We start from the raw sequence: 18,578 nt of genomic DNA, 5'->3' as shown, positions 1-18,578 counted from the left end.
GGGTCCGGACCCACGTCGGGGTCCGCGCTTGCCACAGACCGTCCGGGGACGACTGTGCGGCCTGGTCCTCACCCGGGGCACCCCACCGCGGTTGGAGGGTTGCCGGCCAGCGAGCCGGGGCTTGACGCTGGCGCTCTTGACCGCGAGGGAGCGTAGCGCACCCGGCGACGAACTGCACCGATCCAGTGGACAAGTGTCGGACGCGCGCCGGCGCGACCGCGGGCCGTCAGCCGTCGAACCCGACCCGCGTGTCGGGCCCCTGATGCTCTTCGGCGAGCGCGGTGATCGCGTCGACGACCCGCCGCAGCTCCCCGACGTAGGGCCGGGCGGCCGCGCCGATGCGGTGCTCCTCGCGCTCGAAGGCGAGCGCGATCTCCCGGTAGTAGACGCGCGTCGCGAGACCCTGGCCCTGCTTGAACCGCGCCCACAGGTCGTCCCCGTGCGTGCGGTAGTCCAGCAGGATCGAGCGGGCGTTGTGGAGCTTGTCGGCCAGCGACACCCGCAGGGCGGCCGGCGACTTCTCCGGGAACGCGCGCACGTACGCGACCTTGCGCCGGTACCAGGCGGCACCGCGGTCGCGCGGGTCCCCGTCCTCGTCGTCGGGGACGTCGACCCGGTCGCTGTTGGCGAGCACGATCGCGGCGACCGGGCCCCCGAACCGCTCCTCGATCTCGGCGAGCGCCTCCCGGCCACCGCCGTCCTCGACGACGTCGTGCAGCAGCGCGCCGATCGCCTCGTCCTCGTCGCCGTGCATCTCCAGGACGAGCGACGCCACCGCGAGCAGGTGCGCCACGTACGGCACGGGCGTGCCCTTGCGCAGCTGCGTGGCGTGGTGCGCGGCCGCGTACGCGAGCGCGTCGTCGAAGCGGCCGGTGAGGAACGGGGCGTCGGTGTAGGACTCGGGCACGCCCCGGGAGCGTACGCGTCAGACGCGCACGAGGAGCTTGCCGGTGTTCGCCCCGGCGAACAGCTGGTTCAGCGCGTCGATCGTCGACTCGAACCCGTCGACCACCGTGTCGGTCCAGCGCAGGCGGCCCTCCGCGGCGAGCGCGGCCAGCGCGGCGATCGCCTCGGGGAAGCGGGCCGCGTGGTCGAGCACGAGGAAGCCGGTCATCGTCGCCCGCTGCATGATCAGCTGGCCGATCGCCCGTTGGCCCGGGACCGTCGAACCCCCGCCGGGGCCGTAGTCGTTGTACTCGCTGATCATCCCGCACAGCGCGATCCGCGCCCCGATGTTCAGCCGCAGCAGGACCGCGTCCATGATCTCGCCGCCGACGTTCTCGAAGTCCGCGTCGACCCCGTCCGGCGTGGCGCGCGCGAGCTGCTCGGCCCAGTCGAGGTCCTTGTAGTTCACGCACGCGTCGAAGCCGAGGTCCTCGACGACGTGCCGGCACTTCTCCGGGGACCCGGCGAGCCCGACGACGCGGGCGCCGCGCGCCTTGGCGAGCTGCCCGGCGATCGACCCGACGGCCCCCGCAGCCGCGGACACCACGACGGTCTCCCCGGCGGCCGGCCGGCAGATGTCCTCGATCCCGAGCCAGGCGGTGATGCCGGTGTGCCCGAGCGCGCCCAGCAGCGCCTGCGGCGGCGCGGGCAGCGGGTCGGGCAGCACGGTCAGCGGTGCCTCCAGCAGCGCGTCGTCGACGAGGCAGTGGTCCTGGAAGCCGAGCATGCCGGTCACGTGCGCCCCGACCGGGAAGTCGTCGCGGCGCGACTCGACGACCTCGCCGATCCCGAGGCCGCGCATCACCGCGTCGATCGCCACCGGCGGGAGGTATCCGCGCAGGTCGCTCATCCAGATCCGGTTCGTCGGGTCGACCGACAGCCAGCTCGTGCGCACGAGCGCCTGCCCGTCCCGCAGCGGCGGGATCCCCTCCTCGACGAGCTCGAGGTCCTGCGGCGTGACGAGCCCGTCCGGGCGGCGGCGCAGGCGGTAGCAGCGGTTCGTGCGGTCGACCATGACGGCGACGCTACGAGCCGCCGTCGCGCCCGGCTTGGGGCGCGGCCACAACCCGCGGGCCGTCAGTCCGCGACGAGCACGCGCGCCGCGCGCCGGGCCTGCTTGGCCACGTACATGGCGGCGTCGGCGCGGGCGAGGATCCCGGCGGCGTCCTCGCCGTCACGGGCGATCGCGGCGCCGAAGCTCAGCCGCGGGACGATCTCGTCGGGCAGGCCGGGGACAGGCGCCGCGACTCCGGTGCTCAGGCGCTCGCCGACCGCGGTGAGCTCCGCCTCCCCGGGCAGCCGCGAGCAGACGATCACGAACTCGTCGCCCGCGATCCGCGCGACCGTGTCGGTCCCGCGGGCGCGGCGGGCCAGGCGCCGGCCGACCGCGCGCAGCAGCTCGTCGCCGGCCTGGTGGCCGTAGGTGTCGTTGACGTGCTTGAGCCCGTCGAGGTCGCCGAAGAGGACCCCGACCGCGCCACCGGAGCGGGCGCGGGCGCGGACGCGCAGGGCGAGCTCCAGCCGGTCGAGCAGCAGCGTGCGGTTCGCCAGTCCGGTCAGCGGGTCCTGGACGGCGAGACGTCGCAGCTCGCTGTTGGCGGCGCGCAGCTCGCGTGAGCGCAGCCGCAGCTCGAGGTTCGCGGAGACCTGCCGGGCGAGCACCTGCAGCGCCGACAGCGCCTGCGGGTCGAGCTCGCGCGGCGTGCTGTCGGCGACGCACAGCGTGCCGACCGGCTGGCCGTCGGCGTGGATGGCCGCGCCGGCGTAGAAGCGAAGGTGCGGGGCGCCGAGGACCATCGCGTTCTGCGCCCAGGTCGCGTCCTGCAGCGTGTCCGGGACGACCATGGTGCCGTCGGGCGCGACGATCGTGCGCGCGCAGAACGACTGCTCCCGTGGGGCCTCCGAGCTCGGCAGTCCCACGAGCGCCTTGCCCCACTGCCGGTCCGCGTCGACGAGGTTCACGACCGCGATCGGGGTGCGGCAGATCGCCGCGGCGAGCGCGACGACGTCGTCGTAGAGGGCCTCGGCCGGCGTGTCGAGGATCTCGAGGTCCTCGAGCACGGCCATCCGGGCGCCCTCGGTGCTGGGCACGGGGTACGGCATGGCCGGAGGATCGGCAGATCCCCCGGCCTGCTTGAGCGCGCGCTCAGCGCTGCTTGGCGGCCATCCGCTCGGCGCTGGGGCGCACGACGTCCCACGCGAGCCCGACGCGCTCCATGCCGCGGATCACGAGCGCCGAGAGATCGACCTGGTACCAGCGCAGCCCGTGGTGCGCGGAGGTCGGGAAGGCGTGGTGGTTGTTGTGCCACGACTCGCCCATCGAGAACAGCGCGAGCCAGCCGACGTTGCGGGACTCGTCGTCGGACTCGTAGGCCTTGCGCCCGAACACGTGGCAGATCGAGTTGATCGAGTAGGTGACGTGGTGCAGCAGCAGCATCCGCACGGCGCCGCCCCACAGCAGGCCGGTGAGCGCGGTGGCCAGCGAGCCGCCGATCAGCCAGCCGAGGCCGAACGGGAGCGCCAGGCCCAGCAGCACCCAGTAGAAGAACTTGCCGTTGGCCCAGGAGACGACGGGGTCGTCCTGCAGGTCGGGGGCGTAGCGGTCGTGCGAGCCGCGCTGGTCGTGCATGAAGATCCAGCCGACGTGCGCGTGGAACAGGCCGTGCAGCGCGCCCTTGAGGCCGTGACCGTGCAGGTGCGGGGAGTGCGGGTCGCCCTCGTGGTCGCTGAACGCGTGGTGCTTGCGGTGGTCGGCGACCCAGGAGATCACCGGGCCCTCGATCGCCATCATCCCCATGACCGCGAGGACGCCGCGCGTGCGCGGTCCCGTCTTGAAGCTGCGGTGCGTGAACAGGCGGTGGAAGCCGACGGTGATCCCCAGGCAGGTGATCACGTACATGATCGCCAGCACGATCAGGTCGCTGACGTGCAGCAGCGAGTTCCACAGCTGCCAGCCGACGATGCCGAGCGCGAGGATCGGGATGCCGGTGACCAGGCCGGTGAGGAAGCGGTCCAGCGTCTCGTTGTGGCAGGGCTGGACGTCGTCGCGTGCCGGGGCCGGCGACGCGCTCGTGGGCGGGGCGGACTCGATCAGGGACACGAGCGGATCGTCGCGGCGGCCGCGCGGCGCAGCGATGGGGGGTGCCACCGGCCGGGGTGGGGGTAACCCCCGGTGCCGTCCCGCTCAGCCCTGGTCCTGCAGCCAGGCGAGGACGGCGAGGACGCGCCGGTGGTCGTCGGAGCTGGCCGGCAGGTCGAGCTTTCCGAAGATGCTCGTGACGTGCTTCTCGACCGCGCCCGCCGTGACGACGAGCTCGCGGGCGATCGCGGCGTTGGAGCGGCCCTCCGCCATGAGGCCGAGCACGTCCCGCTCGCGGGGCGTGAGGTCGGCGAGGCGACCGTCCTGCACGCGCTCGGCCGGGCGCACGAGCTGCGCGACGACCTCGCGGTCCAGGGCGGTGCCGCCGTCGGCGACGCGGTGCACCGCATCCACGAAGTCGGCGACCTCGGCGACGCGCTCCTTCAGCAGGTAGCCCAGCCCGCCGCCGCCGGAGGCCAGCAGCTCCGACGTGTACGCCTCCTCGACGTGCTGCGAGAGCACGAGCACGCCGAGCTGCGGCCAGCGCCGGCGGGCCTCGATCGCCGCGCGGATGCCCTCGTCGGTGAACGTCGGCGGAAGCCGCACGTCGACGATCGCCAGGTCGGGCTTGTGCCCGCCGAGCACGCGGAGCAGGCCCTCGCCGTCCTCGACCTCGGCGACGACCTCGATGTCGTGGTCCGCCAGCAGCGCCACGATCCCCGCCCGCAGCAGCACGTGGTCCTCGGCGATCACGACGCGCACGGCAGCTCCGCACGCACCCGCGTGCCGGTCGGGTCCAGGTCGGTGACGGTCAGGCGGCCGTCGAGCGCCTCGACGCGGGAGCGCAGGCCGAGCAGCCCGGTGCCGGCCGGGTCGGCGCCGCCGGGGCCGTCGTCGGCGACCTCGACCCACAGCGCGCCGTCGGAGGCGAACAGCGACACGGTCGCGCGCGCGTCGGGCGCGTGCTTGGCGACGTTGGTGAGCGACTCGGCGACGACGAAGTACGCGGCGCGCTCGGTCGATGGGGGCAGCCGGTCGGGGAGCGCTCCGCGGACGTCCACCGCGACGGAGGAGCGGTGCGCGAGCGCCTCGACGGCGGCGACGAGCCCGCGCTCCTGCAGCATCGGCGGCGCGATCCCGCGCGCGAGGTCGCGCAGCTCGGCGATCGCCGCCGTCGCCTCGCGGCGCGCGTCGCGGACCAGGGGGGCGGCGTCGTGGTCCTCGCCGAGGCGCTGCTCGGCCCGGCCGAGCGCGAGGCTCAGCGCGACCAGGCGGGCCTGCGCCCCGTCGTGGAGGTCGCGCTCGATGCGGGCGAGCGCGATCGCCTGCTCGTCGAGCGCGGCGCGGCGGGTGCGGACGAGCTCGTCGACGCGCGCCGACAGGACCTTCTCGCGCGGTCGCGGCGGCAGCCGGTCGGCGAACGCCAGCAGCGCGTGGACGGACAGCGCCAGGCCCATCCCGAAGAGGACCCAGGCCAGCCAGAAGCCGCCGCCGGTCAGCAGCCAGATGCACGCGAGCAGCGTGGCCGCGACCGCGCCGACCCCGGCGTGCGCGCTCGCCCAGCGGGCCGGTCCGGCCGGGATCCGCCACGACACCCGCACAGCGGCGGCGGCCGCGACCGGCGCCCCGCCGCCGATCCACACCCACACCGGCCAGTAGGTCGTGTCCGCGCCCAGCAGCGCCCAGACGAGCGTGCACGCGAGCCCGGCCACGACGACGGCGAGCCCGGCGGCCGAGATCAGGGCGCCCGGGTGCGCGTCGCGCAGGCCGGTCAGCCGTCCGCGGCGCGGGGGGCGCTCGGGCTGCTGCGCCGTGAGGTCGCCGGCCACCGAGGACATGCGCCGATCATCCCAGGACGGGCCGCGGCGGGGGCCCGCCGCCGCCCCGGCGTCAGCCGAGCTGCGCGACGACGACGGTCGTGTCGTCGCCGCCGGTCTCGCGCGCGAGCGCGACGAGCACGTCGCAGGCCTCGTCCGGGTCGGTCGTGGAGGCGAGCACGTCGGCGATCTCGGCGTCGGTCAGCTGGTCGCTGATGCCGTCGGTGCAGAGGACGAGGACGTCGCCCGGCGCGACCGGCACGGTGTCGACGTCGGCGCGGAGCTCGTCGTCGAGCCCGATCGCCCGCAGGATCGAGGACCGCAGCGGGTGACGGCGGGCCTCGTCCTCGGTGATCTGCTCGCGTGCCTCGAGCACGGCGACGAGCGAGTGGTCGTCGGTGAGCCGCTCGAGCCGGCCGTCGTGCCAGAGGTAGGCGCGGCTGTCCCCGGCGTGGGCGACGGTCACGCCCTCGGCGGTGAGCAGCGCGGCGACGACCGTGCTGGCCATGCCCTCGACGCGCCGGGAGCGGGCGGCCGCGCGCACGGCGGCGTTCGCCTCGTCGAGTGCGTCGAGCAGCGCGTCCTCGGGATCGCGCACCGCACCGTCCGGCACGGCGCGGCGCAGCGCGGCGACCGTCAGTGCGGACGCGTCGTCCCCGCCGGCGTGCCCGCCGACGCCGTCGGCGACCGCCAGCAGCGGGGAGGCCAGGAGGACCGCGTCCTCGTTGCGCATCCGGCGCAGCCCGCGGACGCTGCGCGCGCCATGGGCGACCACGCGCAGCGGGGTGGTGCCGGGGGCCGGCGGGGTCCGGGGCGTCAGCGCGTGGGGGAGGATGGCCATGGGGATCAGGGTGGCGGTGAAGTGCGGGAGTCCGCTGAGTGTTCCCCGAGCGTGCGACCTCGAACCCTCCGTCCGAAGATCGTCGCCGGGGCTGCTATCGGCGCCGTCGCGCGGCCCGGCACGGCAGACTGTGGGGGTGCGTCCCACGCCGTCGACCGTCCGCCGTCGCGTCCCGCCGCCGCCCGCCACGGCCCGGCGGGCCGCCCGCACCGTCGCCGCCGCGCTGCTGCTCGGCCTCGCCGCCACGACCCCTGCGCAGGCCGGCACCCGGCTCAGCGTGCTGGCCGAGCCCGGCGCCACCGCCGGCGCCACGACGACCACCGCGCGGGCCGCCGCCTCGTCCGCCGTGCGCGTCGTGCGCCGCGTGCCCGAGATCGGCCTGACCGAGCTCGAGGTCGCCACCGGAGTCGACGCGGCCGGCGTCGCCCGCGGCCTGCGGCGGGCCGCCGGGGTCGACAGCGTCCAGACCGTCGCGCGGCGGCTCGCGTACCGCGCCGACGTCCTGCCCAACGACCCGGCGCTGATCGATGCCGAGGGCGCCCCCGGGACGGACCCGGGGACGCCGGTGCAGTGGTGGGCCTACGGGCTGCGGCTGCCGACCGCCTGGGGCGTCGCGCGCGGCGGCGGCATCCGCGTCGGAGTCATCGACTCGGGCGCCGACGTCGACCACCCGGACCTGCAGCGCAAGGTCGTGCGGGCGATCGACGAGCACGCGACGTCCGACCGTGCGCGCACCGACGAGGAGGGGCACGGCACCCACGTCGCGGGGCTCGCCTGCGGCGACGCGGGCAACGGCACCGGGATCGCCGGCGCGGGCTACAACTGCCGGCTCGTGGTGGTGAAGACCGACCTGTCGGACACGAGCGTCGCCGCGAGCATCGTCTCCGCCGTGAAGGCCGGGGCCCGCGTCCTGAACTTCAGCTTCGGTGCGAACAACCGCCCGCGCGCCCCCGCCGTGCTGCGCCGCGCGATCGACTACGCGCTGGACCGCGACGTCGTGATGGTCGCGGCCGCGGCCGACGAGGCCGTCACCGAGCAGGGCGATCCGGCGAACTACCTGCAGCCGACCGGCACCGGTTCGAAGATCGCCCAGGGGCGGGGCCTGGTCGTCACCGCCGCCACGGTCGACGGCCGTCGCGCCGCGTACGCCGGGCGCGGCTCCCAGATCTCGGTGGCCGCCTACGGCAGCTTCCGCTACGACGCCGCGGGGACCGCCCCGGGCCCCGGCGGCATCTTCTCCCTGTTCCCGCGCACCGCGACGATCCTCGACACCGGATCGTTCAGCGTGTTCGGCCCGTCGGTGCCGCCCTGCGGCTGCCGCGCCGACTACCGCGGCAGCCAGGCGTACGCGTACCTCAGCGGCACGTCGATGGCGACGCCGCAGGTCGCCGGGGTCGTCGCGCTCGTGCGGGCGGCGAACAAGCGGCTCACGGCCCGCCAGGTGATCCGGATCGTCAAGGGGACGGCGCGGCGCAGCGGCGGGTACGACCGCGAGCTCGGCTGGGGGATCGTCGACGCCGCGGCCGCCGTCACGCTCGCCAAGCGCACGAAGGGCCAGCGCGCGCGCTCGCTGTAGCGCCCGCACCTGCGAGGATCGCCGGCATGCACGACCTGTGGCTGCCCGGCGGGGTCCGGACCGAGATCCGGCTGACCGGAGAGGACACGGCCGGGGCCTTCACGCTGCTGGTCGACGAGGCGCCGCCCGGGTGGGAGCTGCCCCCGCACCGACACCTCGTCGAGTCCGAGACCATCCACGTGACCGGCGGGACCATGTGGCTCGCGCTCGGTGGAGAGGACGAGCGGATGGAGGTCCCCGCCGGGAGCACCGTGCACCTGCCGCCGGGTCTGCTGCACGCCGGCGGAACCGCGGGCGACGAGCCGCTCGAGCGCGTCGTGATCTTCTCCCCCGCCGGGATCGAGGAGTTCTTCGCGGCGATCGGGCAGGAGTCGCAGGACGCCCAGATCGACGGTCCAGAGCTCCTTCGCCTGGCCGGGGAGTACGGCTGGGAGTTCTCCTAGGCCGTCACGCCCGTCCACTGGGCGTCGATCTCGCGCTCGGCCGCCGCGAGGCTCTCGGCGGCGAGCGGCTTGAGATCGGCCATCGCCGGATTCACGTCGGCGAGCGTGAGCTGCGCGGTGATGAAGCGCGGCCGCAGCCCGGTCATGCTGAGGCCATGGGGCAGCCACGTCTCGGCGTGATCCCACCCCTCCTTGGGCGAGCCGGGCGTGTAGCCGCCTCCGCGCGAGGCAAGGACGAGCAGGTCGCGGTCGCCCAGCAGACCCTCCTGGGTCTCGTGGTCGAACGCCACTCCCGGCAGGATCAGGTGGTCGACCCAGGTCTTCACCGAGCTCGGGGCGCCGAAGTTGTAGAGCGGCATCCCGAGCAGGATGGTGTCGGCGGCGAGGATCTCGCCGACCAGCTCCTGGCTCAGCGCGTAGGACGTCGCCTGTGCCGGGGTGTGCGCCTCCGGGGGGAGCATGCGCGCGGTCCCTGAGTCGCTGTCGAGATGCGGCAGGGGCGCGGCGCCGAGGTCGCGGTAGGTGGACGTGCCACCGGGGTGGGCCGAGCGCCAGCGCTCGGCGGCGCGCGCGGTGAGTCGACGGCTGACCGAGCGCTCGCCCTGGATGCTCGAGTCGATGTGCAGGAGGTGGGGCATGACGTGGTTCGGACTCCTTTGCGTCAGATAGATGTGTTGTGAAACGCAAATGAGTTGTAGCACACCGCTGGATGGCGGTCGGGGAGTATCGTGGGCCCATCACCGAGCTCCCCGTGGTCAACCAGGCTCCGCCCCGATCAGCCGTCTTCGTCGTGCACCTCGCGCGGCTGATGCGGCTGCGCAGCGAGGCCGCGCTGGAGCCGTTGGGACTGCGGTCACGGCACCTGATCGCGCTGACCGTGCTGCGCGACTCGCCCGGCATCGCCCAGCAGGACCTCGCCGGGGCGATCCAGATCGACCGCACCAACCTCGTCGGCCTGCTCAACGAGCTCGAGGAGCACGGCTGGGTGCTGCGTCGTCGCTCCGCGGAGGACCGGCGCCGGCATGTCGTCGAGCTCACCGAGGCCGGGCAGCACCTGCTGGCCCGTGCGGAGTTCGCGCTCGCCGCAGTGGAGGACGAGGTCCTGGCCGACCTCACGACGAAGGAGCGCGCGACGCTCCACCGCCTGCTGCAGCGCGCGACCGCGAGGGCGACCGCGGAGAGCTCCTGCGCCGAGGAGGTCTCCGGGGCGGATCGATAGCGGCGGCCCGGTCAGCCGGAGGCCGTCCGCGCGCGTCGCCGCGCGAGCCGGCGGGCCTGGTTGGCCGCGTGGAGGATCACCTCGGTCACCGCGCCCGCGTCCTCCATCGGCGCCTGGTGGCCGCACCGCGCGAGCAGGATCACGGGCGCGTCGAGCGCCTGCGCGATCTCGTTGCCGCGGGCGGCGGGCGTCAGCCGGTCGCGGCCGCCGACCAGCACGGTGACGTCGACCCCGGCGAGCGCCTCGATCCCGTCGCGCGCGTCGAGCCGCCAGAGGAACCGGGCGGCGTCCGCGCGCTGGCGCGGGTCGGTGCCGAAGAACAGCCGCTCGGTGGTCGCCACGTCGCGGCGGGAGGCGCGCTCCCCGAACGCGAGGTGGCGCAGGAGCGGCCGGACCACGGGCGCGAGGCGACCGTCGAGCGGCAGCGGCAGGCTGACGAGCGGGGCGAGCCCGTAGACGAACTGCGCGGAGATCCACGGCGGGAGCCGCAGGACGATCCCGTTGGGCACGCCGTGCGCGGTGGTGTTGGCCAGCACGACCGCGTCGAGCTGCCGCTCGTGCGGGGCGTGGGCGGTCACGGCGGCCCAGCCCATGAGCGCCATGCCCCCCATCGAGTGCCCGACCGCCGTGGCCGACAGGCCGTCGGGCACGAGCGCGCGCACGACGGCCTCGACGTCCCGGCCGAGGACGTGGTGGTGCCAGCCGTCGCGCCCGGCGGGGTCGCTGCGGCCGTGCCCGCGCTGGTCCATCGCGATGACGAGGTGGTGCTCGCGCAGCACCTCGACCTGCCGGTCCCAGAACGTGTGGTCCATCGTGAAGCCGTGGACGAGCACGATCGCGCTGCGCGCCTTCCGGCGTCCGGGCGGCGCGCTGACGGCGGCGTGCAGGCGGGTGCCGTCGGGCGCCCGCACCCAGCGGGAGGTCGCGAAACCGAGCATGCGCTCTGGATCCTACGGAAGATCCACATACAGAACGAATGCTCGGTAAGGTTCGCGCATGAGCACCCCCACCACGACCGCCTTCAACGTCGACGCCCTCGACCAGTGGACCGAGCCGCGCGAGTTCGTCGTCGAGCGCGACCGGCTCGTCGCCTACGCCCAAGCCACCAACGACGACATCCCCCAGCACGCGTCCGGGGACCTCGCCTCGCCGGTCTTCAACGTCGTCCCGCCGTTCGAGGGCCTGTTCCCGCTGATCGGCACGCTCGTGCCCAACGAGGTGCTCATGCGCGTCGTGCACGGCATGCAGGACTTCCGCTTCCACCGGCCGATCACGCCGGGCATGACGCTCAGCGTCCGCGGCGCCGGCATCGGGATCCAGGCGAAGTCGTCCGGGACCACGCTCGTCGTGAAGTCCGAGACGCGCGACGCGGCCGACGGCGGTCTCGTCTGCGAGCAGCTGATGACCTCGTTCTTCCGCGGCGTCATCGCCGAGGCGGGCGGGGGCGTGGGGCCCGACGACCACCGCTTCCCCGAGGACGTGCGCGGCACCGAGCCGGTCGCGGTCGTGGAGCAGCGCTTCGACGATGACCAGACGTTCCGCTACTCGCCCGCGTCGGGCGACCCGATGCCCATCCACCTCGACGACGACTTCGCGAAGTCCGTCGGCCTCCCCGGCATCATCATCCACGGGCTCTGCACGATGGCCTTCACGTCGGTGGCCGCGATCCGCACCGGCAGCCCCGAGGACCCGACGCGGCTCAAGCGCCTCGCGGTCCGCTTCAACCGGCCCGCCCTGCCCGGGCAGACGATCACCACGACGCTGCACCGCTCGGCGCCCGACACGCTCGTGTTCGAGACCGTCAACGACGCCGGCGACGTCGTCATCAAGGACGGCCTCGCGCAGTTCGCCCCGGCGGAGTGAGGGCCGGCGGCGGGTCGCGCCTCGTCCGGCCCGCCGCCCCTTGAGCTCAATCGCACTTGAAGTCCTAGGGTGCGGTGCATGTCCGACCTGCTGCTCATCGGGGAGGTCGCGGCGCGCAGCGGCGTCGCCGCCTCCGCCCTGCGCTTCTACGAGGAGAAGGGCCTCATCGCCTCGGAGCGCAGCGGCTCCGGCCACCGCCGCTTCCGGCGCACGGTGCTGCGCCGCATCGCCTTCATCGTCTTCGCCCAGCGCATCGGGCTGACGCTCGCCGAGATCGGGGAGGAGCTCGCGAAGCTCCCCGGCGACCGGGCCCCGACCAAGCGGGACTGGACCCGCCTGTCCGCCACCTGGGACGCCCGGATCGACGAGCGCATCGCCGAGCTCCAGACGCTCAAGGCGGGCCTGGGGGAGTGCATCGGTTGCGGCTGCCTGTCGCTCGCGCGCTGCGCGCTGGCGAACCCCGGCGACCGGCTCGCCGAGCACGGCCCGGGGCCGGTCAGGTGGGCGCCCGGTCCGTCCGGACGCGGCTGACCCAGCCCGCGGTCGCCGCCGCTAGCGCCGCCGCCGCCAGCAGCGCGCCCACGTCGCCGGTGAGGCCCGCGACGGCGGTCAGCGCGTACGGCGCCCCGAACCCCACGTAGGTGAGCGCGTAGAACACCGCGAGCGTCGCCCCGCGCTCCTGCGGCGCGGCCAGGCGCTCGGACAGCCGCAGCCCGGACACGAGGCACAGCCCGTACGCCGCCCCGAGCACCGGGGCGCATACGAGCAGCAGGACGGGCGCGCCGAGCGCCAGCACGCCGGCGCCCAGCGCCGCGCCCGCCGTCGCCGCGACCAGGCCGAGCGTGCCCGCCCGCAGCGGCCGGCGGTCCTCCACCCGCCGGGCGAGCGGCTGCACCAGCACGCCGCAGCCGAGCGTCACGCCGGTCACGAGCCCCGCGAACGCCACCGGCACGTCGTCCCCGACCCGCTCGGGCAGGACCGCGAAGGAGATGGCCGCCGCCGCGAACACCCACGGCGCGGTCGGCACGACGACCCGGACGAACGCGCCGCCGCGGACCGCGCGCGGCAGCCCGATCCGGATCCGGCCGTGCGCAGGCGGCGCGGTCTCCGGCACGCCGCCGGCGCGCACGAGCACGGCGAGCGCGACGACCCCGAGCACGACGTGCGGGACGAACGCCAGCACCCGCGGGGCCGCGGCGACCTGCGCGACGAGCGCCGCCACCACCGGACCGCTGCCGAAGCCCGCGGTCAGCGCCACCGCCGCCCGTCGTGCCCCGGCCCCGGACGGAGCGCCCGCCGAGAGCTCCTGCACCCACGCGCTCCCCGCCGCGAACACGACCCCCGAGCACACGCCCGCGAGCAGCCGCGCGACGGCGAGACCCTCCGCGCCGTCGCGACCGACGATCAGCAGCAGCGACGCCAGCGGCGACAGCGCGACGAACGCCACGACGAGCGGCCGCCGCCCGTAGCGGTCGGAGGCCGGTCCGCCGATCAGCAGGCCGGGGACCAGCCCGAGCGCGTAGACGCCGAACAGCGCCGCGAGCGTGCCCGACGACAGGCCGAGCTCGTCGCGGTACACGACGAGCATCGACGAGAACTGGTTGGCGCCCCAGCCGACCGCGAACATGCCGAGCGCGACGCGGCGCCAGGTGCCCGGCGAGGGGGTCATGCCTGACAGAATGACGCCGCCGTCACGTATCCGAGACTTGGAGAGGTCCCGATGTCCACACCCACCGCCGCCGAGCCCGTCATCCGCCTCGTGCCGACCCAGGAGCAGGAGATGCTCCGCGAGTCGGTCGCCGGGGTCACCGCCAAGTACGGGGCGAAGTACATGCTCGACTGCCACGAGCGCGGCGTCCCGCCGACCGAGATGTGGGACGCGCTGTCGGAGAAGGGCTTCACGGGCGTGAACATCCCCGAGGAGTACGGCGGCGGCGGGCTCGGCATGACCGGCCTCGCGCTCGTCCAGGAGGAGCTCGGCCGCCACGGCTGCACGCAGCTGCTGATGGTCGTCTCCCCGGCGATCGCCGGATCGATCCTCATGCTCCACGGCGACGAGGAGCAGAAGGACCGCTGGCTCCCCGGGCTCGCGACCGGCACCGAGCGGATCTCCTTCGCGGTGACCGAGCCCGACGCGGGCACGAACACCCACAACATCACGACGCGCGCCAGGCGCAACGACGACGGCACCTGGACCCTGCGCGGCCAGAAGACCTACATCTCCGCCGTGGAGCACGCCACCGCGCTGCTCGTCGTGGCCCGCCGCGAGCTCGAGGACGGCTCGCTGGGCCTGCCGCTGCTGTTCATCATCGACCTCGACTCGCCGGGCTTCTCCAAGGAGAACATCCCGACCGCGCTGCGCCTGCCGGACAAGCAGTGGACGCTCTACTTCGACGACGTCCAGGTGCCCGAGGAGCGGCTCATCGGCGGCGACCAGGGCGGCCTGGGCGCCCTGTTCGACGGGCTGAACCCGGAGCGGATCATGGCCGCCGCGGGCAGCCTCGGCGCCGCCGACCGCGCGCTGACGAAGGCGGCCGAGTACGCCAACGAGCGGGTCGTGTGGGGCAAGCCGATCGGCACCCACCAGGGCCTCTCGCACCCGCTGGCCCAGTGCAAGATCGAGCTCGAGCTCGCCCGGCTCATGAACCAGAAGGCGTGCGCGCTCTACGACGCGGGCTGGAAGGGCGCGGGCGAGACGGCGAACATGGCGAAGTACGCGGCCGCCGAGGCCTGCGTGCACGCGGTCGACCAGGCGATCCAAACCCACGGCGGCAACGGCATCGCGCTCGAGTACGGCCTGTCGGACATGTGGTGGGGCGCGCGGCTGAACAAGATCGCGCCGGTCAGCCGCGAGATGATCCTCAACTACGTCGCCGAGCACTCGCTCGGGCTGCCGAAGAGCTACTGACGCGATGGCGCTGCCGCGGCGGGCCGCCGTCCTCGGCAGCGCCCTGTTCTTCCTCGTCGGTCCCGGGCTCGAGGCCGGCCTGGGGCCGTTCCTCGTCACCGGCGGCTGGGACCGCGGGTCCGGCACCTCGCCGGCGCTGACCGTCGCCGGGGCGCTGCTGATCGTCGGCGGGCTGGTGGTGCTCGTGCGCTGCTTCGCGGACTTCGCGCTGCGCGGACAGGGGACCCCGACCCCGGCCGCGCCGACCGCCACGCTCGTGACCGGCGGGCCCTACGCGGTGGTCCGCAACCCGCAGCACCTCGCGACCGCCGTGGTCGTGCTCGGCCAGGCGCTCGTGCTCGCCCGGCCGGTGCTGCTCGTCGCGGTCGCCGCGTACCTGGGCACGCTCGGGCTGCTCGTGCGCCGCTACGAGGAGCCGCGACTGCGGGAGCGGTTCGGTCCGGCCTACGACGCCTACCGGGCGGCGACGCCCGCCTGGGTGCCGCGACCGCGCCGCGGTCGCGCGCCGGGCCCGACGGGCGCGACGCGATGACGCACTAAGGTCCCCGGGGTGACGGACGACGCAGCCGACGAGGAGCTGCCGGCGGTCCCGGCCTCGGTGAGCGCCCTGCGCCGCCGGGCCGTCGCGTTCGCGACCGAGCAGGGCGCCGCCCCCGAGGTCGTCGCCGGGGTCGCGCTCGCCGTCTCGGAGGTCGTCAGCAACGTCGTCCTGCACGCCTACCGGGACGCGCCCGAGCCCGGGACCGTCCGCCTGACCCTGCGCGCCGACGGTCCGCGGCTGGTCGTCGCGGTCGCCGACGACGGCGTCGGGCTCGGGGTGCGTGACGACTCCCCGGGGCTCGGCCACGGCCTCGCGTCGGTCGGCGTGCACGCGCAGGCGCTGGACATCGGCCCGGGCCCCGACGGTCGCGGCACCGTCGTGCGGATGACCTTCGCGCGGCCCGCGCCCCCGCCGACCGCGCCCGACCTCGTGCCGCTGTGCGCGCTCGCGCTCGCCACGGTCGCCGACGTCAGCTGCATCGATCTGATCGGCGAGGGCGTGCTGCGTCGCGCCGCCGCCGAGGTGCGCGACGCCCCCGAGCTCGGGGCCTGGCTGTCGACCTCCCCGCCCCCGACCAAGCCGGGGACCGCGACCTGGGCCGCCATGCGCGAGGGCGGCGCCCGTCTCGTCGAGCACGACGCGTCGCGACCGCGGTCCCCGGGCGGTCCCGGGGACCGGCTGGACCTGCGGTGGTGGATCGCGGTGCCGCTCGAGGACGCGGCCGGCGACCCCGTCGCGCTCTGGGGGCTCGGCGGGCGCTACGGCGGCCGGCCGGTCCCGGGGGAGGCGACCGTCGCGCTGCTGGCGCAGGCGGCCCGCGGCGATCTCGCGGAGCCCGCGGCCCGCGAGACGCTGCGCGCGCAGCTGCTCGCGACGGACGGCTGACGGTCCCAGGAAGCTCGCAGGATCGGCCCAGGCTCCTCCCACCGGCGGGCACGACGCTGCTCGCATGTCTCCCATCAAGCGCAAGGCCGCCGTGCTCCTCGGCACCGCGGCGATGTTCGGTGCCGCGGGCTGCGGCGCCTCCGGCGACGACCGGGCGGGCGGCGCCGCCGCGAGCTCCGGCACGCAGGCGGCCGCCCAGCAGGCGGCGCCCGCCGTGACCGGTCAGGCGGGTTCCGCCGCCCCGTCCGGGCAGAGCGGTCAGCCGCCCGCGGGCGCGACCGGTGCCCCGCCGTCCGGCGGCACCGGCGGGCCGCCCGACCTCGGCGAGCTCGCCTCGGCCCTGGGCGTGAGCACCGCGAAGCTGCAGGCGGCGATGGCCTCGACGCGTCCCGACGCGTCCTCGAGCAGCGGTCCCCCGAGCGCGGAGACGATGGCCGCCGACCTGGCCGAGGCGCTCGACCTCGACGCCGACGAGGTGGCCAAGGCGCTCAGCGAGCTCGGTCCGCCCGCCGGGCCGCCCCCGGGTGGCAGGCCGCCGCAGGGCACCGACCCGCAGGCCTCCCAGGCCCCGTCGCAGGCCCAGGGCGCGGCGGCCGGCGGCACGACCTGAGCGGGCGACCCGCCCTGCGCGGTGGTCCGGGGTCTGTGGCGGCTCCGGGCCGCGACGTGCAGGGCGGCGCCCGCACGTCGGTGCGGTCACTCGCCCTCGGCGGGCTGGTCGTAGGTCGTGGTGTACGGCTGGCGGACCTCGCGCCCGTCCGCGTACCGCACCACGCGGGTGACGGTGATCGCGAAGTCGCCGCCCGCGACGGGGCGGCGCGCCCCGGTGTCCGCGGACACGCGACGGCCCCCGTTGTCCCCGTAGAGGCTGACCGTCACCGACGTCTCGTCGGTGAACGTGCGGATGAGCACCGGGGCGTCGGTGTCGTTGGTCCACCGCAGGTCGATGTCGGGGAAGTTCAGCGTCGCCTCCCGGCCGGGGGGATAGCGCGCGATGTAGAGGCTGTGGGGCATGTGCGCGTCGAGGCGCAGCCCGGCGAAGTAGGCGGCGTTGTAGAGCGTGGTGGAGAACTGCGAGACGCCGCCGCCGACCGACGGCACGATCTTGCCGTCGGCGATGAACGGGGCCTCGACGTAGCCGTCGGCCTCGGTGCGCTGCCCGACCCGGCCGTTGAGCGAGAACGTCGCGCCCGGGGCGACGAGCGTCCCGTCGACCGTCCGGGCGATCCGGCGGATGTTCGTCACGCGCGGCTGTCCCGGCTCGTAGCGGGTGGTGAACGTGCCGATCAGGCGGTCGAGCCCGCGGGCGGCGTCGGCCCCGACGGCGGGCTTCGTCTCGGTGGTGGCCAGCGCGATGTCGTGCTCGCCCGCGCGGACCGCGGCGGTGACGCGCTCGGCGCTGCGCTCGCGCTGCACGACGCGGCCGCTGCGGCCGTCGCGGACGACCCGCACGTCGGCGCGCTTCGGGCGCCATGTCACGTCGCCCTTTCCGTCGACGATCGTCGAGCGGCCCGGGGCGGAGAGCTCGGCGTCGCGGGCCTTGCGGTCGCGGCGGGCGGCGATCGACGCGACGAGCTTCTCGGTCTCCGCGGCGCTGGTGCCGAGGCTGACGGTGCCGTCGTCCCCGGCGGTCGACAGGCGCAGGATCGGCGCGACCTTCGAGGCCTCGAGCGTGAGCGGCTCGCCGATCCCGGTCACGCGGACGGGGGCGTCGAGGTAGTCCTGGGCCTCCTGCGCGACACGCTCGACGTCGGCGCGCGACGCGACGCGCGTGGTCTGCACCGATGCGCGCACGTCGCGGCGGCCGGTCTGCAGCGCGCGCAGCAGCCGCTGGCGCAGGTCGTCGCGGTCGATCTCGCGGCCGCTGCGCGGCGGGCGCGCGCCGACCTCGAGGAGCTCGGCGTCGACGTCGAGCGCCCCCGGGAAGGCCTCGCGGTCGACGCTCTGCGCGATCCGCGTGACGGTGCGGTCGAGGCGGGTCGTGTCGATCCGCGTGTCGATCAGGACCTCGTGGCGACCGGTGATCCCGCCGACGGTGGACAGCAGGCCGCCGAGAGCCCCGTCGCGACCGGCGTCCATGACGCGGTCGAGCGTGGCCTCGATGTTGGCCGCGTAGCCCGCCTCCACGGGGTCGACGCGCAGCCGGCGGTCGCCGGCCCGGACGACGATCGTGCGGGTGGCGAACTGCTCGAGCTCGGTGCGGATCTCGTCCTCGGTCTTGCCGCTGACCGACGCGCCCGCGAGCTCGGTGCCCGGCAGGGCACGGTCGGCGTAGGCGACGCGCAGGCCGAGCACGGCGATCAGGACGACGGCGACCGGCAGCGCGAGGACGAGCAGCGGAACCGGGACGCGGGGGCGACGTGGGGCGGGGGCGGCCACCGGTCAGGTTCTACCGGACGTCCGTCCGCGGGCGTGCCGCACGGCACGGGCTGCAACGGGACGTGCGTTCCGGTGGGCGTCC

General features: G+C 75.3%; 20 protein-coding genes and 1 riboswitch. Of the genes, 9 read left to right on the top strand and 11 right to left on the bottom strand.

Annotated features, from left to right (window positions below; translation table 11 throughout):
* Positions 1-19: 19 nt before the first annotated feature.
* Positions 20-142, bottom strand: a riboswitch (SAM riboswitch).
* Positions 143-226: 84 nt separating this feature from the next.
* The 7 genes from C7Y72_RS01210 to C7Y72_RS01180 all read right to left on the bottom strand — a co-directional run bounded on the left by C7Y72_RS01210 (position 227) and on the right by C7Y72_RS01180 (position 6,682).
* Positions 227-907 (bottom strand): HD domain-containing protein, encoded by a 681-nt coding sequence (locus C7Y72_RS01210; RefSeq protein WP_107566799.1) that lies wholly within the window; start codon positions 905-907, stop codon positions 227-229.
* 18 nt (positions 908-925) lie between these two features.
* Positions 926-1,960 (bottom strand): NADP-dependent oxidoreductase, encoded by a 1,035-nt coding sequence (locus C7Y72_RS01205; protein ID WP_107566798.1) that lies wholly within the window; start codon positions 1,958-1,960, stop codon positions 926-928.
* A gap of 62 nt (positions 1,961-2,022) precedes the next feature.
* On the bottom strand, positions 2,023-3,048 hold the full coding sequence (locus C7Y72_RS01200) for a diguanylate cyclase domain-containing protein (RefSeq protein WP_107566797.1): 1,026 nt from the start codon (positions 3,046-3,048) through the stop codon (positions 2,023-2,025).
* A 43-nt stretch (positions 3,049-3,091) separates the two neighbouring features.
* Positions 3,092-4,045 (bottom strand): acyl-CoA desaturase, encoded by a 954-nt coding sequence (locus C7Y72_RS01195; protein ID WP_233243680.1) that lies wholly within the window; start codon positions 4,043-4,045, stop codon positions 3,092-3,094.
* An 84-nt stretch (positions 4,046-4,129) separates the two neighbouring features.
* Positions 4,130-4,786, bottom strand: coding sequence for a response regulator (locus tag C7Y72_RS01190; protein WP_107566796.1), 657 nt, complete (start codon positions 4,784-4,786; stop codon positions 4,130-4,132).
* Positions 4,774-5,862 (bottom strand): sensor histidine kinase, encoded by a 1,089-nt coding sequence (locus C7Y72_RS01185; RefSeq protein WP_107566795.1) that lies wholly within the window; start codon positions 5,860-5,862, stop codon positions 4,774-4,776. The genes C7Y72_RS01190 and C7Y72_RS01185 overlap by 13 nt, the downstream gene beginning before the upstream one ends.
* A gap of 52 nt (positions 5,863-5,914) precedes the next feature.
* The gene (locus C7Y72_RS01180) at positions 5,915-6,682 is read right to left on the bottom strand and encodes a PP2C family protein-serine/threonine phosphatase (protein ID WP_107566794.1); all 768 of its coding nucleotides are present in this window, start codon (positions 6,680-6,682) and stop codon (positions 5,915-5,917) included.
* 136 nt (positions 6,683-6,818) lie between these two features.
* On the opposite strand from C7Y72_RS01180, the gene C7Y72_RS01175 reads away from it, so the two are divergent.
* Entirely contained in the window at positions 6,819-8,258 is a 1,440-nt protein-coding gene (locus C7Y72_RS01175; protein WP_146175208.1) for a S8 family peptidase, read from the top strand.
* A gap of 26 nt (positions 8,259-8,284) precedes the next feature.
* Positions 8,285-8,701, top strand: coding sequence for a cupin domain-containing protein (locus tag C7Y72_RS01170; protein ID WP_107566792.1), 417 nt, complete (start codon positions 8,285-8,287; stop codon positions 8,699-8,701).
* Here the strand turns inward: C7Y72_RS01170 and C7Y72_RS01165 are convergent.
* Complete coding sequence (locus C7Y72_RS01165; RefSeq protein WP_107566791.1) at positions 8,698-9,339, bottom strand: FMN-dependent NADH-azoreductase; 642 nt, start codon at positions 9,337-9,339, stop codon at positions 8,698-8,700. The genes C7Y72_RS01170 and C7Y72_RS01165 overlap by 4 nt on opposite strands.
* Positions 9,340-9,410: 71 nt before the next feature.
* Here C7Y72_RS01165 and C7Y72_RS01160 point away from each other — a divergent pair, with 71 nt between their 5' ends.
* On the top strand, positions 9,411-9,920 hold the full coding sequence (locus C7Y72_RS01160) for a MarR family winged helix-turn-helix transcriptional regulator (protein ID WP_199223821.1): 510 nt from the start codon (positions 9,411-9,413) through the stop codon (positions 9,918-9,920).
* An 11-nt stretch (positions 9,921-9,931) separates the two neighbouring features.
* Here C7Y72_RS01160 and C7Y72_RS01155 read toward each other — a convergent pair whose 3' ends face one another.
* Entirely contained in the window at positions 9,932-10,858 is a 927-nt protein-coding gene (locus C7Y72_RS01155; RefSeq protein ID WP_107566790.1) for an alpha/beta fold hydrolase, read from the bottom strand.
* A gap of 58 nt (positions 10,859-10,916) precedes the next feature.
* On the opposite strand from C7Y72_RS01155, the gene C7Y72_RS01150 reads away from it, so the two are divergent.
* On the top strand, positions 10,917-11,783 hold the full coding sequence (locus tag C7Y72_RS01150) for a MaoC/PaaZ C-terminal domain-containing protein (protein WP_107566789.1): 867 nt from the start codon (positions 10,917-10,919) through the stop codon (positions 11,781-11,783).
* 78 nt (positions 11,784-11,861) lie between these two features.
* Positions 11,862-12,314: a redox-sensitive transcriptional activator SoxR gene (soxR, locus tag C7Y72_RS01145; RefSeq protein ID WP_107566788.1), complete on the top strand. Its 453-nt coding sequence runs from the start codon at positions 11,862-11,864 to the stop codon at positions 12,312-12,314.
* On the opposite strand, the gene C7Y72_RS01140 is transcribed toward soxR, so the two are convergent.
* Positions 12,280-13,452, bottom strand: coding sequence for an MFS transporter (locus C7Y72_RS01140; protein ID WP_107566787.1), 1,173 nt, complete (start codon positions 13,450-13,452; stop codon positions 12,280-12,282). The genes soxR and C7Y72_RS01140 overlap by 35 nt on opposite strands.
* Positions 13,453-13,503: 51 nt before the next feature.
* Between C7Y72_RS01140 and C7Y72_RS01135 the strand changes: the two genes are divergently transcribed.
* From C7Y72_RS01135 to C7Y72_RS01120, 4 genes are all read left to right on the top strand, one after another.
* A complete protein-coding gene (locus tag C7Y72_RS01135) occupies positions 13,504-14,691 on the top strand; it encodes an acyl-CoA dehydrogenase family protein (RefSeq protein WP_107566786.1) in 1,188 nt (395 codons plus the stop codon).
* 4 nt (positions 14,692-14,695) lie between these two features.
* Positions 14,696-15,223 (top strand): methyltransferase family protein, encoded by a 528-nt coding sequence (locus C7Y72_RS01130; protein WP_199223820.1) that lies wholly within the window; start codon positions 14,696-14,698, stop codon positions 15,221-15,223.
* Between the two features lie 18 nt (positions 15,224-15,241).
* Complete coding sequence (locus tag C7Y72_RS01125) at positions 15,242-16,117, top strand: ATP-binding protein (RefSeq protein ID WP_107566785.1); 876 nt, start codon at positions 15,242-15,244, stop codon at positions 16,115-16,117.
* A gap of 64 nt (positions 16,118-16,181) precedes the next feature.
* On the top strand, positions 16,182-16,727 hold the full coding sequence (locus C7Y72_RS01120; RefSeq protein ID WP_107566784.1) for a hypothetical protein: 546 nt from the start codon (positions 16,182-16,184) through the stop codon (positions 16,725-16,727).
* Between the two features lie 86 nt (positions 16,728-16,813).
* On the opposite strand, the gene C7Y72_RS01115 is transcribed toward C7Y72_RS01120, so the two are convergent.
* The gene (locus C7Y72_RS01115) at positions 16,814-18,496 is read right to left on the bottom strand and encodes a VanW family protein (RefSeq protein WP_107566783.1); all 1,683 of its coding nucleotides are present in this window, start codon (positions 18,494-18,496) and stop codon (positions 16,814-16,816) included.
* Positions 18,497-18,578: the final 82 nt, after the last annotated feature.

This window comes from Paraconexibacter algicola, assembly GCF_003044185.1.
GTDB lineage: Bacteria > Actinomycetota > Thermoleophilia > Solirubrobacterales > Solirubrobacteraceae > Paraconexibacter > Paraconexibacter algicola.
Note: the sequence above shows the minus strand (reverse complement) of the source record. Positions and strands in the feature narration are given on the sequence as shown.